16 protein-coding genes are annotated in these 15582 nt (G+C 52.3%); 4 read left to right on the forward strand and 12 right to left on the reverse strand.

Translation table 11 applies throughout. From position 1 onward, the window contains the following. Positions 1–8: 8 nt before the first annotated feature. From AC3RPL_RS17235 to AC3RPL_RS17280, 10 genes are all read right to left on the reverse strand, one after another. A complete protein-coding gene (locus AC3RPL_RS17235) occupies positions 9–212 on the reverse strand; it encodes a YbdD/YjiX family protein (RefSeq protein WP_034937023.1) in 204 nt (67 codons plus the stop codon). A 48-nt stretch (positions 213–260) separates the two neighbouring features. After that, on the reverse strand, positions 261–2411 hold the full coding sequence (locus tag AC3RPL_RS17240; protein ID WP_490740951.1) for a carbon starvation CstA family protein: 2151 nt from the start codon (positions 2409–2411) through the stop codon (positions 261–263). A 283-nt stretch (positions 2412–2694) separates the two neighbouring features. Further along, complete coding sequence (locus AC3RPL_RS17245; RefSeq protein ID WP_490740952.1) at positions 2695–3027, reverse strand: hypothetical protein; 333 nt, start codon at positions 3025–3027, stop codon at positions 2695–2697. Between the two features lie 49 nt (positions 3028–3076). Further along, positions 3077–3787 (reverse strand): proteasome-type protease, encoded by a 711-nt coding sequence (locus AC3RPL_RS17250; protein ID WP_034937017.1) that lies wholly within the window; start codon positions 3785–3787, stop codon positions 3077–3079. Positions 3788–3948: 161 nt separating this feature from the next. Further along, positions 3949–4749 (reverse strand): transglutaminase family protein, encoded by an 801-nt coding sequence (locus AC3RPL_RS17255; protein WP_490740953.1) that lies wholly within the window; start codon positions 4747–4749, stop codon positions 3949–3951. Then, positions 4746–5675 (reverse strand): alpha-E domain-containing protein, encoded by a 930-nt coding sequence (locus tag AC3RPL_RS17260; RefSeq protein WP_261642151.1) that lies wholly within the window; start codon positions 5673–5675, stop codon positions 4746–4748. Before AC3RPL_RS17260 ends, AC3RPL_RS17255 begins: the two co-directional genes overlap by 4 nt. Continuing rightward, entirely contained in the window at positions 5669–7105 is a 1437-nt protein-coding gene (locus AC3RPL_RS17265; protein ID WP_490740954.1) for a circularly permuted type 2 ATP-grasp protein, read from the reverse strand. Before AC3RPL_RS17265 ends, AC3RPL_RS17260 begins: the two co-directional genes overlap by 7 nt. Positions 7106–7287: 182 nt before the next feature. Next, positions 7288–7875: a cupin domain-containing protein gene (locus tag AC3RPL_RS17270; RefSeq protein ID WP_490740955.1), complete on the reverse strand. Its 588-nt coding sequence runs from the start codon at positions 7873–7875 to the stop codon at positions 7288–7290. 437 nt (positions 7876–8312) lie between these two features. Then, positions 8313–8996 (reverse strand): FliA/WhiG family RNA polymerase sigma factor, encoded by a 684-nt coding sequence (locus tag AC3RPL_RS17275; protein WP_490740956.1) that lies wholly within the window; start codon positions 8994–8996, stop codon positions 8313–8315. Positions 8997–9010: 14 nt separating this feature from the next. Then, complete coding sequence (locus tag AC3RPL_RS17280) at positions 9011–9478, reverse strand: flagellar basal body-associated FliL family protein (protein WP_490740957.1); 468 nt, start codon at positions 9476–9478, stop codon at positions 9011–9013. A 777-nt stretch (positions 9479–10255) separates the two neighbouring features. On the opposite strand from AC3RPL_RS17280, the gene AC3RPL_RS17285 reads away from it, so the two are divergent. The 3 genes from AC3RPL_RS17285 to AC3RPL_RS17295 all read left to right on the forward strand — a co-directional run bounded on the left by AC3RPL_RS17285 (position 10256) and on the right by AC3RPL_RS17295 (position 12075). Beyond that, positions 10256–11281, forward strand: a complete 1026-nt coding sequence (locus AC3RPL_RS17285) for a winged helix-turn-helix domain-containing protein (RefSeq protein WP_490740958.1) — start codon at positions 10256–10258, stop codon at positions 11279–11281. Next, positions 11232–11630, forward strand: coding sequence for a hypothetical protein (locus AC3RPL_RS17290; protein WP_490740959.1), 399 nt, complete (start codon positions 11232–11234; stop codon positions 11628–11630). Before AC3RPL_RS17285 ends, AC3RPL_RS17290 begins: the two co-directional genes overlap by 50 nt. 181 nt (positions 11631–11811) lie before the next feature. Next, positions 11812–12075 carry a flagellar biosynthesis anti-sigma factor FlgM gene (locus AC3RPL_RS17295; RefSeq protein ID WP_490740960.1) on the forward strand — a complete coding sequence of 88 codons (264 nt, stop codon included), beginning with the start codon at positions 11812–11814 and terminating at the stop codon, positions 12073–12075. A 129-nt stretch (positions 12076–12204) separates the two neighbouring features. Here the strand turns inward: AC3RPL_RS17295 and AC3RPL_RS17300 are convergent, their stop codons facing one another. Then, positions 12205–13200, reverse strand: a complete 996-nt coding sequence (locus AC3RPL_RS17300) for a sigma-54 interaction domain-containing protein (RefSeq protein ID WP_490740961.1) — start codon at positions 13198–13200, stop codon at positions 12205–12207. A gap of 568 nt (positions 13201–13768) precedes the next feature. On the opposite strand from AC3RPL_RS17300, the gene AC3RPL_RS17305 reads away from it, so the two are divergent. Then, positions 13769–14425 carry an EscU/YscU/HrcU family type III secretion system export apparatus switch protein gene (locus AC3RPL_RS17305; RefSeq protein ID WP_490740962.1) on the forward strand — a complete coding sequence of 219 codons (657 nt, stop codon included), beginning with the start codon at positions 13769–13771 and terminating at the stop codon, positions 14423–14425. Positions 14426–14535: 110 nt separating this feature from the next. Here AC3RPL_RS17305 and AC3RPL_RS17310 read toward each other — a convergent pair whose 3' ends face one another. Beyond that, positions 14536–15516 (reverse strand): lysozyme inhibitor LprI family protein, encoded by a 981-nt coding sequence (locus tag AC3RPL_RS17310; protein WP_490740963.1) that lies wholly within the window; start codon positions 15514–15516, stop codon positions 14536–14538. Positions 15517–15582: the final 66 nt, after the last annotated feature.

The raw sequence follows: 15582 nt of genomic DNA on the forward strand, positions 1-15582 counted from the left end.
CGCAGCATTCAGCAACACCGCATCCCGCCCTTGCCGTTGCCGCCATAGCGAGCCTGCTGTCGTTCACGAAAAAACGCTTTGTAACTCATCACCGGTTGGTCCGGATGGTGGGTCTGCATATGCTGAACGTAGGTGTCGTAATCAGGGATGCCGACCAGCATTCTGGCCGCCTGCACAGCATATTTACGCATGTTACCTGGATGAAATAACATAATTTTTCCTGAGTGATCGGCCCCACCGTTGTGGGGCAGAAAGAGGGCTCAGTGGCCGGAAGAAACTTTCACACCTTCTTTCGGGACGGCGACATAGGGCGTTTCTTTGTCGGTGCGCTGTGGCGATCGGCCCGCACGGATAGCAGCACGAATGCCGTAGAAAATAATGCTGTAAACCACCACCAGAAACAGAATACTCAGCGCTGCATTGGTGTAATTGTTAATCACAATGTGATTCATATTAGCAATCTGCTGAGCGCTCAGCCCGTCTCCACCCGCCAGCAGCCGCGTCTTATATTCCGACGCCATATAGAAAAAGCCTTCCATCTCTGGCCTGTTGCTGAACAGCTTAACGGCCAGCGCCCAGGTGGTACAAATCAGTAACCAGCATGCCGGGATTACCGTGACCCAGATATAGCGGGTACGCTTCATTTTGATCAGGATAACCGTCACCAGCACCAGCGCAACCGCCGCCAGCATCTGATTGGAAATACCAAACAGCGGCCACAGGCTTTTTACTCCGCCCAGTGGATCAACCACACCCTGATACAGCAAATATCCCCACAATCCCACGCATCCTGCGGTGCCAACGATCCCCGCGATCAGCGAATCGGTTTTCTTCAGGAAAGGGACAAAGTTGCCCAGCAGATCCTGCAACATAAAGCGACCGGACCGCGTACCGGCATCCAGCGCGGTCAGGATAAACAACGCTTCAAACAGGATCCCGAAGTGATACCAGAACCCCATATCCGCTACCGGCAGAATTTTGTTAAACACCATCGCAATCCCCACTGCCAGCGTCGGCGCACCGCCCGCACGGTTCAGAACCGATGGCTCACCAATGTCTCTGGCGGTTTGCAGAATTTGATCGGGTGAAATAACAAAACCCCAGGCACTGACCGTTGCCGCCGCATGCGCCGTCACGTCATGCAACTGTGCCATGATCGCCGGTGCATTGCTTCCCCCCAGTTCATGCAGATTCGGCATGGTTATCCCCAGAGCGGCTGGCGGCGTGTTCATCGCAAAATAGAGCCCCGGTTCAATAATGGCGGCCGCCACCAGCGCCATCACCGCCACAAAAGACTCCATCAGCATCGCTCCGTAGCCGATGAAGCGCGCTTCAGTTTCAAAAGCCAGTAGCTTAGGTGTCGTACCGGAGGCAATCAGCGCATGAAAACCAGAAACCGCGCCACAGGCAATGGTAATAAACAGGAACGGAAACAGCGCGCCTTTCCATAGCGGACCGCTGCCATCGATATACTGCGTCAGCGCTGGCATTTTCAGATCGGGGTTAAGCAGAACAATCCCCAGCGCCAGTCCGACAATCACGCCAATTTTCAGGAACGTCGCCAGATAATCGCGTGGTGCCAGGATCAACCAGACCGGCAGCAGGGCAGAGACAAATGCATAACCAATCAGCGTAAAGGTGATGGTGGTATCTTTGAAGGTGAGAGCCGGCCCCCAGTAAGGATCGTGCGCAATCACGCCGCCAAACCAGATGGATGCCACCAGCAGAATGATGCCAATAACCGAGACTTCCCCCACCCGACCGGGCCGGATAAAGCGCATATAAATGCCCATAAACAGCGCAATGGGAACGGTGGAACAGACGGTAAACACGCCCCAGGGACTTTCAGCCAGCGCTTTCACCACGATCAGTGCCAGTACGGCAAGGATGATAATCATAATAATAAAGCAGCCGAACAGTGCGATAGTGCCAGGCACCGGCCCCATTTCTTCTTTTACCATCTCGCCAAGCGAGGCACCGTTACGACGCGAAGAGATAAACAGCACCATAAAATCCTGTACCGCTCCGGCCACTACCACCCCGGCCAGCAGCCAGAGCACCCCGGGCAGATAGCCCATTTGCGCAGCCAGCACCGGCCCCACTAATGGCCCCGCCCCCGCAATGGCAGCAAAATGATGTCCAAACAGGACAAATTTGTTGGTTGGGACGTAATTCAGCCCGTCGTTATTGAGCACAGCCGGGGTCGCGCGCGTGGCATCCAGCCGCATCACTTTTTGTGCGATATAGAGGCTGTAATAGCGATAAGCCACCAGATAGACCGAAACCGAGGCCACGACAATCCACAATGCGCTGACGTGCTCGCCCCGGCGCAACGCAACTGTCGCCAGACAAAAGGCGCCGATAATGCCGAGAATGGCCCACGGAAGATGTTTGAGTCTTTTTTTGATCATGATGCGTCATGCCTGATGTCAGAGTGAAAGACAAACTGCAATGCTGTCCGGTCGGCAGCTGAATGAATGGTTCAGGGAAGAACTGGCCATCCGGAGCAGCAGCCATGTTGACCAATTTTTAATATTGTCGGGGAAATAAATCGCTGAGCGGTAAATCTGCGTATTAAGCGGTAGTGAGCCGCTGCCAGCGGTTCAGGTGCAGGAGATTGTGATCGAGCGCAAATTGCAGCGGAATTAAAGCAGGTTTATTTAATTATCCCTGGGTGTAATTAACGGTGAAAGCTTAATAAAAAACGCGTAACCCCCCTGTTACTTCAGTAAGGCGATGATCGAATTCTTTTTCACGATAGAGGAATACCTGAAGTGGCAGCTTTATTGCGGTCAGTATTAACTCAAATTGTGCGTGGCGGATGAAAAACGTTGCTGACGATTTTCTATTAGAAATATTTAAGATTAAACGCATTGAAGAAAAATTATTCTTAATTAGTATCTTAAGTGGACCTGTAGTGTTTTCATTATTGGATTTGTTTTTGATACCGGCGACCTGCCGGTATCTTTTTGTCGGTGGCCCGGCCCGATCAGCAGAAAACGATCCCTCTTCTGCCATCACCGCCATGAAAAGTCGCCGGGACGAGAGGGATACCGTGCCAGCAGCCTACAGAAGGTTATTCATCAAGTTCGAGTGGCGGCAACCGGGCAAAAACGCTGAGCAGACCAGCGCTCCACAGCTGACGGATTTGTGAGAAATAGGGATGCTTATCGGTCAGATGATACTGCTGGGCTGCACTAAAACTGTTGCTGTGATACATCATCACGTCCAGCGGCAGCCCGACGGAGATATTACTGGCCAACGTGGAGTCCATTGAGATCAGTGCACATTGCATGGCCTGATCCAATGGCGTATCGAAGCGTAGCACCCGGTCAATGATCGGCTTACCGTACTTGCTCTCACCAATTTGAAAATAGGGCGTGTCGGTGCTGGCCTCAATGAAATTACCCTGCGGATAGATCTGAAACAGCCGCGGCTCCTCACCTTTGATCTGGCCGCCAAGCATCAATGTGCCGCCAAATTCCTCACCGTCTCGTTTGATCACTTCCCGCAGCGTTTCCCCCACCAACAGCGCGACATCATACATGCTGGTACAGCTCATCAGATTGGGTTTTTCAGCATCTTCGCAGCTTCGTCGCAGCAGACTGAGGGCGCTTTGGGTGGTCGCCAGGTTGCCTGCGCTTTGTAGCACCAGTGTGCGCTCATCATCCTGCTGAAAAACATGCAGTTTGCGGAATGACGAGATATGGTCAACCCCCGCGTTGGTACGGGAGTCAGAAACAAAAATCATCCCTGACGATAAACGCATTGCCACACAGTAAGTCATAGTTAGCCCGGTTAAATTAAGTGCCTGTTCTGCCAGGCGGTGTTATCTGCCATTCTGCTAAGCGGCAACGCTGCCCATCCGGGATACTGCCCGTAGAGCCGGTGGTGATGCGCTGTCGGTATTCAGACAGGCGGCAACAACACACGCCTGGCTGAAAGCTCTTACTGTTGCGAATTGAGCAGTTGTACCGCCGCCACGGCCAGCATATCTTCACTTCCGCCCCCTAAACGTACCCCTCTGACCGGGCAGGCATCCATGTAATCGACGCCGACGGCCAGTTTCAGATGCTGTCGGGTGCTGCGCGTATTATTGGTAATATCAAAACTGTGCCAGCTGCCATCCACCCAGGCTTCAACCCAGGCATGGGTTGCCACATGTTCAACGGCATCAGTATAAAGATATCCACTGACATAGCGAGCCGGGATATTCAGGCTGCGGCAACAGGCGAGAAACACGTGGCTGTGATCCTGACAAACCCCGGTGCCAGCGGCAAACACTTTTGCCGCCGTATCCGTGACCATCGTACTGCCCGGCTGCCAGGGCATTTTGAGCAACAGTTCCCCCATTAAGCGCTCAAGACTGGCCAGCGGCGCTTCTGCACGATAGTAACGCTGAGCAAACTCACGAATCGCCTGGTCGGGCTGAGTCAACCGGGTGACACGCAAAAATACCAGCGGCGATATCGCGTTGTCCGGGTCCGCTGCGCTATCGCCCTCATCGAGGATCTCCACCACGCCACGCGCCTCAATTTCGATAGACTGGTGCGGCGTATCCAGCGTCAGGACGTGCAGGACGTTACCCCAGGTATCGGTGGTGCAGACGGCCTGAGCGGGCAGCAGCAAATCCCACGACAGAATCTGCTGATGAACGGAGTTTTGCGGCGTCAGACGCAGATACTGGGTACTTTGTTTCACCAGATTCTGATAGCTGAAGCAGGTCTTATGAGCAATATCCAGTTTCATTTGGCCTCCAGATAAGTCTGTTGAATACTGCCGGCAATCTGATTCAGACTGGCAAGGAAATTCTGTAGCCAGTGATGTAGGCCTTCGCTGACCAGCCTGTCGTAACTGTTAAACCGTAGTTCCGCATGCAGAACAGTGACCAGTAAACGAGGCTGGTTTTCACCACTTCCGCCAATCAGATCAAGTTGATTGTCGATCTCTTCAAGGCAGGATCGCAGCGATCGCGGGCTTTCTTCACGCAGGATCAGCATTTCGTTGACGCTGTCGCTGGCCAGCTCCTGTCGGTAAATGGTGTGGTAGGCTTCGCGGGCAGACACCGAGCGCAGCAGGGTGTCGAGGCGGTAATACTCCCGCACGGAATCGTCATCCTGCTCGCTGAGATAGCGCGTCACATCCAGTAATCTTGCGGTACAGTCCGCCCTCTCCAGCAGCGTGCCAAGACGAATAAAACTCATGGCGTCACCGCGCATCAATGTGCCGAACATCGCGCCACGAAACAGGTGCGAACGCTCTTTCACCCAGTCAAAAAAAGCATCAGCGCCGCTGCTGTTAACGCCTTTTCGCCGTAGTTTACGCAGTTCGATCCAGCTGGAATTAATACTTTCCCACACCTCCGAAGAGAGGCTGCCCCGCACCGCATGGGCATTGTTCCAGGCCGATTCCCAACAGCAAAAAATACTGCCGGGATTACGGTCATCAAGCACAAAAAAAGAGAACAGCTGAGGCATCGCCAGCCGGTCATTCAGCTTCCAGAACAGTTCGGTCGTCGAGGTCAGATTGAGCGGTACCCGCAGTTCTTCATCTGAACGGCTGCGCACCTGCATCAGCGACAGCCGGTTGGTGACATCAAGCACCCTGGCGATATTCTCCGCGCGCTCCAGATAGCGCGCCATCCAGTACAGGCCACTGGCCGTGCGACTTAACATGCGTCATCCTCCAGTACCCAGGTATCCTTGGTGCCACCGCCCTGCGACGAGTTCACCACCAGTGAACCTTCGGTCAGTGCCACGCGGGTCAGCCCCCCAGGCACCAGGCGAATTTCCGCTCCGCTCAGTGCAAAAGGACGCAGATCGATATGGCGGGGAGCCAGCCCCTGGTCAACAAACGTCGGACAGGTGGAGAGCGCCAGCGTATTCTGCGCAATATAATTTTGTGGTCTGGCAAGCAGCAGATTACGGAAGGTTTCCAGCTCTTTCTGGCTGGCAACCGGCCCGATTAACATGCCATATCCGCCAGCGCCGTGTACCTCTTTCACCACCAGCTTTGGCAGGTTAGCCAGTACCCAGGAGAGTTCGTCAGGGCGACGACATTGCCAGGTGGGGACATTATTCAGGATGGGGTCCTCATCCAGATAAAACTTAATCATGTCGGGCACATAAGGATAAATCGATTTATCGTCCGCCACCCCGGTGCCGATAGCGTTAGCCAGCACCACATTTCCGGCGCGATAAACCGACAGCAGCCCCGGCACCCCCAGCATCGAATCCGCACGGAATGCGAGCGGGTCGAGGAATGCATCATCCACCCGCCGGTAAATCACATCCACTTTGCAAGGCCCGGCAGTGGTACGCATCATTACTGCCCCGCTCTTCACAAACAGATCGGCACTCTCTACCAGCTCCACGCCCATCTGCTGTGCCAGAAAGCTGTGCTCAAAGTAAGCACTGTTAAAACGCCCCGGCGTCAATACCACCACCACCGGATCGTTCACCGGCGAACTCTCACGCAGGGTCTGCAACAGGTGCGAAGAATAACGCTCTACCGGCGCGATGCGCTGCTGCACGAACAGCTCCGGATAAAGCCGCATCATCATTTTGCGGTTTTCCAGCATATAAGAAACGCCGGATGGCGTGCGCAGATTGTCCTCCAGCACGTAATACTCGCCGTCGCTGTTGCGCACCATGTCCACCCCACAGATATGGGCATAGATATCACGATGCAGATTCAGTCCCTGCATACAGGGCTGATACTGATCGTTGACCAGCACCTGCTCCGCCGGGATGATATTTGCCTTCAGAATATGCTGCTGGTGATAGATGTCGTAGAGGAATGCATTCAGCGCCTGTACCCGCTGGCGGATACCTTTGTCCAGTCGTGACCATTCACTGGCCGGGATAATGCGCGGCACGCTGTCGAATGGGATCAAACGTTCCGCCCCGCCGTCCTGCCCATAGACGTTAAAAGTGATGCCGACACGGTGAAAGAGCAGTTCAGCCTCTTCACGTTTGCGGGCGATAGCCTGCTGGTCCGCCTGTTTCAGCCAGTGCCAGTAATCGCGATAGTGTGGACGATGCTGGCCTTCGCTCAGCAGCATTTCATCATAAAATTGTGACGCTGATTGATAGCCTGAATTCATGATTTCCCTTCTGATGTCGATGGACGCGAATAGATTTTGCACAAAGCGTGCCAGCACGTACTCAGCGTCAGAAGTGGCGTTACGCAGCCGCGATACGGTAAGCCCTGTCGCCGTCATCAGCGGGAACAGGGTGCTCTATAGAGAGGTGATAAGCATCCCGCACCATCGCGGTGCAAAAGGCGTTATGGCTGTTGCAATGGATGCCAGATCTCCGTCACCGCGCCTTCTCCACCGGTAATCGGGTCATGCTTTGGCATTGGCACGCGGGCAATCTGCGCAACCGACTGCGCCAGCAATTCCTGTTCATCGCGACGGGTTTCCGGCTGTACGCCACGCAGGTAGGCTCCCACCGCAAAGAAATCCTCGCTGGAAGCCAGCTGCTGATGCCCTACGCCCGCCGGGATCAATACCGCATCGCCGACATGAAGAGTGACAGCCCGCCCGGTTTCACCACCAAACAGAATCTGCGCCCATCCCGCCGCAATCCCCAGCAGCTCGTGCGCGTTTGGATGGTAATGGGTATAAGGATAGACCGGATAACGCCAGCGTGGCAGCCACTGATGGTGGGCAAACAGATCTTCAAAATAGCTGGGGATGTCCTCTTCGCCTTCCGGCACCACCTGCGGATAGATAATCAGCGGCAGTGGATTATTCGGTACGCCATTGGCGGGCTGAAAGGTCATATATTGTGGATTGTTTGACGCCCCCGCAGAAAATGTGCCGGCAGCGAAAGACATCATGGTGAGCAAACTACCAGCATAGGACAACATACGGCGTCTCCTGTTGACTGTGGCAGACGTGAAAACAGTTTGTTAATCAAGTGTGGCACTTACGCAAAAACTTGCAATCACCAGGCCCGGCTTTTGATCACATAACGCATTAATTTTATGGAGCTTAAGTCAAATTCACCGCTGCGCTGTACAGCTCAGAAGTATGACGTCGCCGTTGGCGGGATAAGCGTCAATTTTCATCGGAAATGGGCGCTGAAAAAGTCCGGTGGGAAGGAGTCCCACCGGGAGAGCCAAACAATGCCTGGCTCAAGGGCCCTGACAGGTTTCAGATAAACGGCCAGCAATCGATTAAACACTGTTACCCGGATGATGAGCGTAAAAATGGCCATTCTCCCGTTGAGGTTCGGCACACCGCGCAGTCGCCGTTCACTGGCGGCTGCGCTGCACATGGCCGCCCGGATTTCAGCCGGGAGACGTTAAAAAAACGCCTTAATTTTGTCGCCAATCCGCTTATTTAACTGACACACTCTGGCCTGGGTCAGATCCAGAACCAACGCAATCTCTTTCAGACTTAAATCCTGTTTGTAGTAGAGATTGAGAATAATTTTTTCGCGATCTTCCAGCGATGCAATGGCCATCGCCAGGGTACGCTGCGTTTCTATCTCCTCTTCCAGCCGTCGCCCCTCCAGGGCTATGTCTTTACCTTCTCCTGACAGCAGCAAATCAAAACTCTCCATCGTACCGGCGCTCTCCAGCATCAGATATTGCTGATAATCGTCACTGCTCATCGCCAGCTGCTGACAAACTTCTTCCGGGGTCGGTTCTCGCCCCAGGCTACGCGACATAGCGCGAATGGCATCGTTGGTTTTGTGCGTTTTTTGCCGCAGAGTGCGTGGTCGCCAGTCGTGCAGACGGAACTGGTCCAGTACCGCACCGCGAATACGCTGAGCGGCATAGCTGGCAAATTGCTCGTCAGGTACGCCATAGCGTCGCAGTGCCTCCAGCAACCCCATTAGCGCAATCTGTTCAATATCCTCCCGATCAATCATGCTGTTAGCCTGCGGGGCCAGTTGACGGACGATGCGTCTTACCAGAGGTAGCCATTGCTGTATGTGATGGCTCTCTTCAGCTGGCGTCAGTGCCGACAGCTTATTTAACATTTCCTGATGCGCCATTACATAAAGACCATTTTTGAAAGAGTAAGATCGGTGAAAGGCATCAACACGTTGATAGCATCGAAGTCTGATTGATATCTCTCCATCATCAGCTGGCGCAGCTCCATCATGTTCATGCTGCGCACCTCATCCGGAGAGAGGGAGTTGAATATATCGAGGGTGAACGCTTTGATTTCTGGCAACAGATTTTCAGTCTGCTGCGCACGCACATCGTCTGAGGCGCTAAGAGCCAGATCGAGTGACAAAGCGTGTTTGCCTGTGCCTTTATCGTCCAGAGACACCCGCAGATTTTTTACTTCAACGTATTGCCATCCATGCTGTTCTGCACGGGTTGAGACGACAGGTGAATTTGCCTCTGGTTTGACGGGTCTCTGGAGATAGTGGTTACCCATTACCACCAGACCGGCGTTGACGACTGCTCCGGTCACAACCAGAAGCAAAATGAGGAAAAAAGATTTTATTGTCATGATGTAAACCATTGTCAGTATTATGCCGTTACAGCCCCCTGGTGTTCAGGATGCAAAGGGCCTCAAATGTAGGCGACTGCTGTCGCTCTCTTTTCTGACGCCACCTGAAGTTGTTTCGTATACATAATCAGGGGGAATGACCTTATATGCTGGATAACGAAACGAACCGCAATTAATATTGCAACAGCCGTGCCAGTATTAAAAAATCTTAATATTCATATAGTTGGAATTACCGAGGAGGAAGTAACACTTCCGCCAGGCGGAAATATAAGATCATAAAGAGGAAGAAAAGCGCCGGGATATTTATGCTTAAAAATATAAGGATGACGTCGACTGTCACAAAGTGCAGTACACAGATTTACCCGGACGGTACGATAACCAGAGCGGGTTGAGTTTACGGGGCTATCGCAGCAATACCGCCTGCATGGATATAAGAATAATGATAGCAATGATTATTTTTAACCTGTGGAGCAAAAGTCATCCGCCATTTTTAAACAGATAAAAAATGAACATACCTCTGATTATTGATGGCTGTAAAAAATGTAAAACAGTATAAAGCTGAATACGCCGGGACTTCAGAGCAATAAAATATTACTGCTACAATTATGGCTGAAATATCAGGCCAGTTTATCAACATAAAAGTCAGTAGCCATTAAAAAAAAGAATATTAAAGATAACCGTGGTAACTTACACCACTCAAATATTAAAGAGTCGTACAAGCCTGATGAAGAAATTACCACACTGTTATTTTCCTGCTGAAAGGCGGTCTTTAATCCCATGAGTTCACACTGCGTTATCCATCACTGGCTGATTGATATTGCCTCCAGCTCGTTAATTCATCAGCAAACGGGTGAACAACGTCGGCTGGGTGAATACCAGTTCAGGCTGCTGTTGGTGCTGATACAAAACGCCGGTCAGATCCTCACCCGTGAAGAACTGAACAACCTGGTATGGGAACGCCGGGTGATAGGCAACAACAGTCTGCCCAATGCCATTCACGCCCTGCGTGTGGCGCTGGAAGATGATGGTAAACAACAGCGCATCATTAAAACCATTCCCAGGAAAGGATACATTCTTGAAGCAGAGTTCTGTGAGTTTGGCCTGGATGAGCAGCAAAGCCCTGAGGAGAGGGGCCACGCAGCAGAACAAGAGGGCGTTAACGCCTCTCTGACCACCCCGTACGCGCTGAGCGCAATACCGCACGCCAGAGAGGAATGGCAGAAAGAATCGCAAAAGGAGAATTTGCGGCTGACGCAACAGCGCGAGGAAAAACGTCAGCGTTTCTGGCGCGGGATGTGCCTGGCGCAGGTGGTGGTGCTGCTACTGGTAATGATTTTTCTGTCACTGACTGGCCCCGAAAAAATCGGTGAACGGCTGAACGAGCAGGACACGGGCCTTTACAGTCAGATAAGAATTTATGCCCTCACCCGCGCCAATGATATGCAAATGAGTGGCGAAGATATTTCCGGCCCTATCAGCCCCACCCTTACCGCCCTCAACGAGGTGTTGAGCAACCAGCACATGAAGATGCAGGTATTTTATTCCACCACCAGCACCACACTTAAGTACACGCTGCTGATAAGCAACACCTGCGATCGGCGTCAGCTGGCGATGAATATCGGCCAGTTTCGCAGTAATACTGCCTTGCTGAATACTCTTATCTATCGGGAAACAGAGCGAAAAATCAATGAAATGGCAAACTGTCTCAGTCAGTCTGATGGCCCTGACGTTAACGATCACCGGCGCGGCGCTGATGATCAACCTGTTCACGCCGGGTCTGCAAAAGGCAGGCCTGTTCAGTGAAAATGTTAATCGCTACCATCTGCAACTGGGCTATTACGATTTATTTTCTAAAAACAGCGAATTGTATAATCCCCGTTTTGCTGTCAGCAAAGATGCGGTGGTGATGAAACTGACCAGTCCGGATGACAACCAGCTACAGATTACCCTGCTGATGAACCTGATAAAAACAACGCCTCAGGGAGTGATGTACAGCTACAAATCGGTGTCGTCTCCGGACAAAAACAGCGATCTGTTGATCGCCGATACGCTGGGCTACCTTGAGCATCAGAACATCCGGTTCAACACTCTTCGCTATCCCGAAGGAAAAGTAACGGTAACCTCGTCAGGGCTGATTATCACGCATAACTAACCGTCTGCAAGGTGGAGACAGCGCTTCGGCACGGTGCCGCCGTACCGGCCTCGCAGCATCTCCCCTCTCAGGCATCGGCAATCTGAGACGGTAAAATTTTTCTTCCGCGTGTTAAGTTTCGACGGGTGCGGCCGCCATGATATTTAAGAGCCGTTTAAACCCAACAACAGGCAGTTTATTGATGAAAATGTCTACCAGCAATTTAATTCACCGCAGTAGTCCGGTCAGTGCTGTCGCCGCGCGTGCGGTGGAAAGCACCATCACCTCTCCCTCCCTTGCCACAACATCAGGGAGAGAGCTCAGCCTGGTCCGGCAGATCTCAGATGCCATACCGGAGGTGGACAGCGAGAGGGTTCACGCCATGCAGGCCGCGCTCAATAACCATGAGCTGTCGCTGGACAGTCTTCTGCTGGCAAGGGCAATGATGGCGTATTATCGCCGTTAGCTCAGCTCATCGGTACAGAGCGGGGCAGAAGCGATGGCGCAAACACCAGAAATCAGCCAACAACAGATGAAAAGGCCAGTAGCGCTTGCAGTTTTTCGTTCACCGTCAAGCTGTAAAAGCCGAGGGGATTCAGGCGCTGAAATTCAGGTCAAAACCCTGCTCACGCATACTGGCAAGTCGATAACGCAGCGCGCGCGGCGTTATCCCCAGGCAGGCCGCAGTTCGGGATTTATTACCGTGATAACGCTTTAACAGATCGTTGATGTACTGAAACTCCGCCATTTTTCCGCGCCGCTTAATCAGATTTTCGTCAGCGTACGCGGGCTGTTCAGGGCGAACAGCCGGTGGCAGCGGCAACCCGAAGCAATGGCTGTCCAACACGTCGCCTTCGCACATGATCAGACCGCGCTGCACGGCATTTTCCAGTTCGCGGATGTTTCCCGGCCAGTCGTAAGAGAGCAACGTCTGGCATGCTGAGGGGGTCAGACGGGGAGTTCTGCCGGAAAAACTGCGATATTTTTCAATGAATAACTCGATCAGTGGCATAATTTCCTGCTTCCTCTCCCGCAGTGGCGTGAGCTGTAGCGGAACCACCGCCAGACGGTAAAACAGATCCTGACGAAAGCGCCCTTCAGCAATTTCTGTGGACAGATCTTTATTGGTGGCGGCAATCAGACGGATATCCAGCGAAACCGGCTGATGGCTGCCTAACCGCTCCACTTTTTTTTCCTGCAATACCCGCAATAATTTCGCCTGAAGCGCCATCGGCATGTCGCCTACTTCATCCAGCAGCAGCGTGCCTCCGTTCGCCTGTTCAAATTTACCAGGCTGACTGGTGACCGCGCCGGTAAATGCGCCTTTTTCATGACCAAATAGCATTGCTTCCAACATATGCTCGGGTATGGCCGCGCAGTTGACGCCAATATAGGGTGAGTCATGGTGAAAAGCATGACGATGAATATATTTTGCCACACACTCTTTTCCCGTCCCGGTTTCGCCGGTTATCAATACCGGCACATTAATTTTCGCCAGGCGGCGGGCCAGAGATAATAAACCCTGGGTAGCTATGGATGCCGCAATAAGTTCAAATCTGTCACAGGCAGATGCGTTTTGATTTATTTCCATTCTGACTTATCTCACAGATTAATGCTTTAACTGATCCAACCCTATAAGTGTGAACCCAGAATAAAAAGCATGAATAAGATAAAAAATAACTAATTTAACCGAAGAAAAAGTAAAGAGGAATAATAAATCCCACTCTCTTTTACGATGAAAATCAGTATACCCTCACTGGATTAATCTTATGAACTTTAATGGAATATTAAAAAATAAACCCTTATTTTTCATATCAGTAGAAATATGCAGCACGATTTACAGCATTCATTAATAACAAATTAATAATCCTGTACGGATTGCTTACCAGCTGAAACAGCGGTCTAATTGACAACATGACTTCCGCAGTAAAATCCGGTTTCGTTCAGAAAAAGACAAATATCAACCTATGTCAGACAGAAGTAAAAAAATAACTGCTGGCGTGATGTATGGAATATTAACTGATACCGCATATTGCCTGCTCTGATAATAGTGACGTACAGATGCCCGACGGCTTATGGCCATTAATCTGAATGTGAGAAAAAGTATCAGTGACAGACGAAACAGAGTGTCGGAACGGCAAAACATTAAGGTGAATCCGATGTCCGTGAAAGGTAAGTCGAGTGAAAAAACCACAGTCAGTAAACTGAAAAAAAACCATGAGCAAGGCAAAACCCCACGCGCGCGCGAAACAGGCCTGGCTGCCGGACTGATTGCGGGGTTGCTGGTGCTGACGACTCTATTCCCCTGGTACCGCAATCTGATTCACAGCTCACTGCTGGCTATGCGACAGCTGGCCGGACACATCAATGAGAAGGGAACATTGCATCAGTTTATGCGACTTAACATCCTGATCGTGCTGAAAATAACCCTGTCGCTACTGCCTGTCCCGGTGGCAGCCAGGCTGCCAGACCTGATCGCCGCCTGCTGGATTTTTGTCGCCAGACATATCCCGCCCGGTTGCAGGAAACTCAGCCCGCTGGCGGGTGTCGGATACCGTGAACACCGTTTTCAGGTGCTGAAAATGGTGTTCAAGTGCAGCGTGCTGTTGGTGGTGGTCGGTCTTACCCTGCAACAACGACTGCCGCTGCTGGATCTGAAAGACTCTTTTCCCGGCGGGACCCTTACCGTAGCCCTCGCACAGTTTGCAGAGATAATGCAGCGTTTTATTATCGTCATTGCGCTGTTTGCCCTGTCTGATGTTTCGTTGCGCCAGTTTCTTTTTCTCAGGCAGATGCGTGTCAGCAATAGGGATTGATGATGTGGCGCAGGATATCCGCCGCGTAACCGGGCAGCATCAGATTGACGTGGTTGAATTTCCCCTCAGGCCGACATGCTGAGCCCCCGGGATAAATCGCTCCCCGATGGCTAACTCTGAAACAGTGCACGCCAGCGATTAATGGTTTCAGGCGGGCTCTTCTGATCCTGTTCGCTGGTGAGATAGTGCATCTGTCCGCCGTTTTCCGGCGTTAACAGGGCAGCCCAGATTTTACCCTCAGCCGTGTACATAATGATCGCCGCCCGACGGCTGGCGTCACCGTTTACCGCCAGGGTGAGCACCGTGGCGTGGAGATTGTCCTGGTCGACGGCGTAAGTGACCTTATTCGCCACCCTGATATATTGCTGATAATCCTTACCAGCCAGCTGACGAAAGCGGTCATCAAGCGTTTTGGACGGCAGTATGCCGACAGAAAACAGGGTGGCGGGCGAGCGTGGATCCTGAGTGGCTCGCTGCCAGACCCCATCAATCGCCACGCCCTTTGGCATAATCAGTTTACAGCTGTTGTCATTATCGCTGCTGACGGTGATTTTGCCGTCTGGCTGCGGAATAAAGACCACCGTACAGCTGGCACCCCACCTGATGTTATCGACGAAGCCCACGCCGTAAAACATCTTCACATTACCGCGCAGCGTTGATGTATACGCGCCCCCCCAGACTCTGGCGTCAAAATCAAATGCCCACTGATTAACATTATCCAGGATCAGCCGCCCACCGTTACCGTTGCTCGCCGTGGTGTTCCACCACTCCCCGCTCCAGTCAAAGGTCTCCGGCACGTGATACAACTGCCCGATCCCCTGAAGATAAGCCCAGCGCAGACAGCTGCTGCTGGTGCAGGCATCCCGTGAAACCCGCCATCGCCGCATCGCCGCATTGGCCCCTTGCGGATCGCTACTCTGCATAACGTTGCGCCAGGTGTTATTTAACAGCGAATCCAGCCACACCAGTGATGGCGACTGGCAAATGGTGCTTTCAACGACGGTCGAGGCTCTGGCACACTCAATGGCTGTCGCGGGTGAAACAGAGCAAAAAGCGGCGATCAGCAGTAGCGCATTGATAAGCGATTTCATTCATTCCGCCATATAGTCAGTTTCCGGAAGTTGCCAATTATGGTCTGTTTGCGACATAAAATCCTC

Source organism: Erwinia papayae (assembly GCF_058241465.1).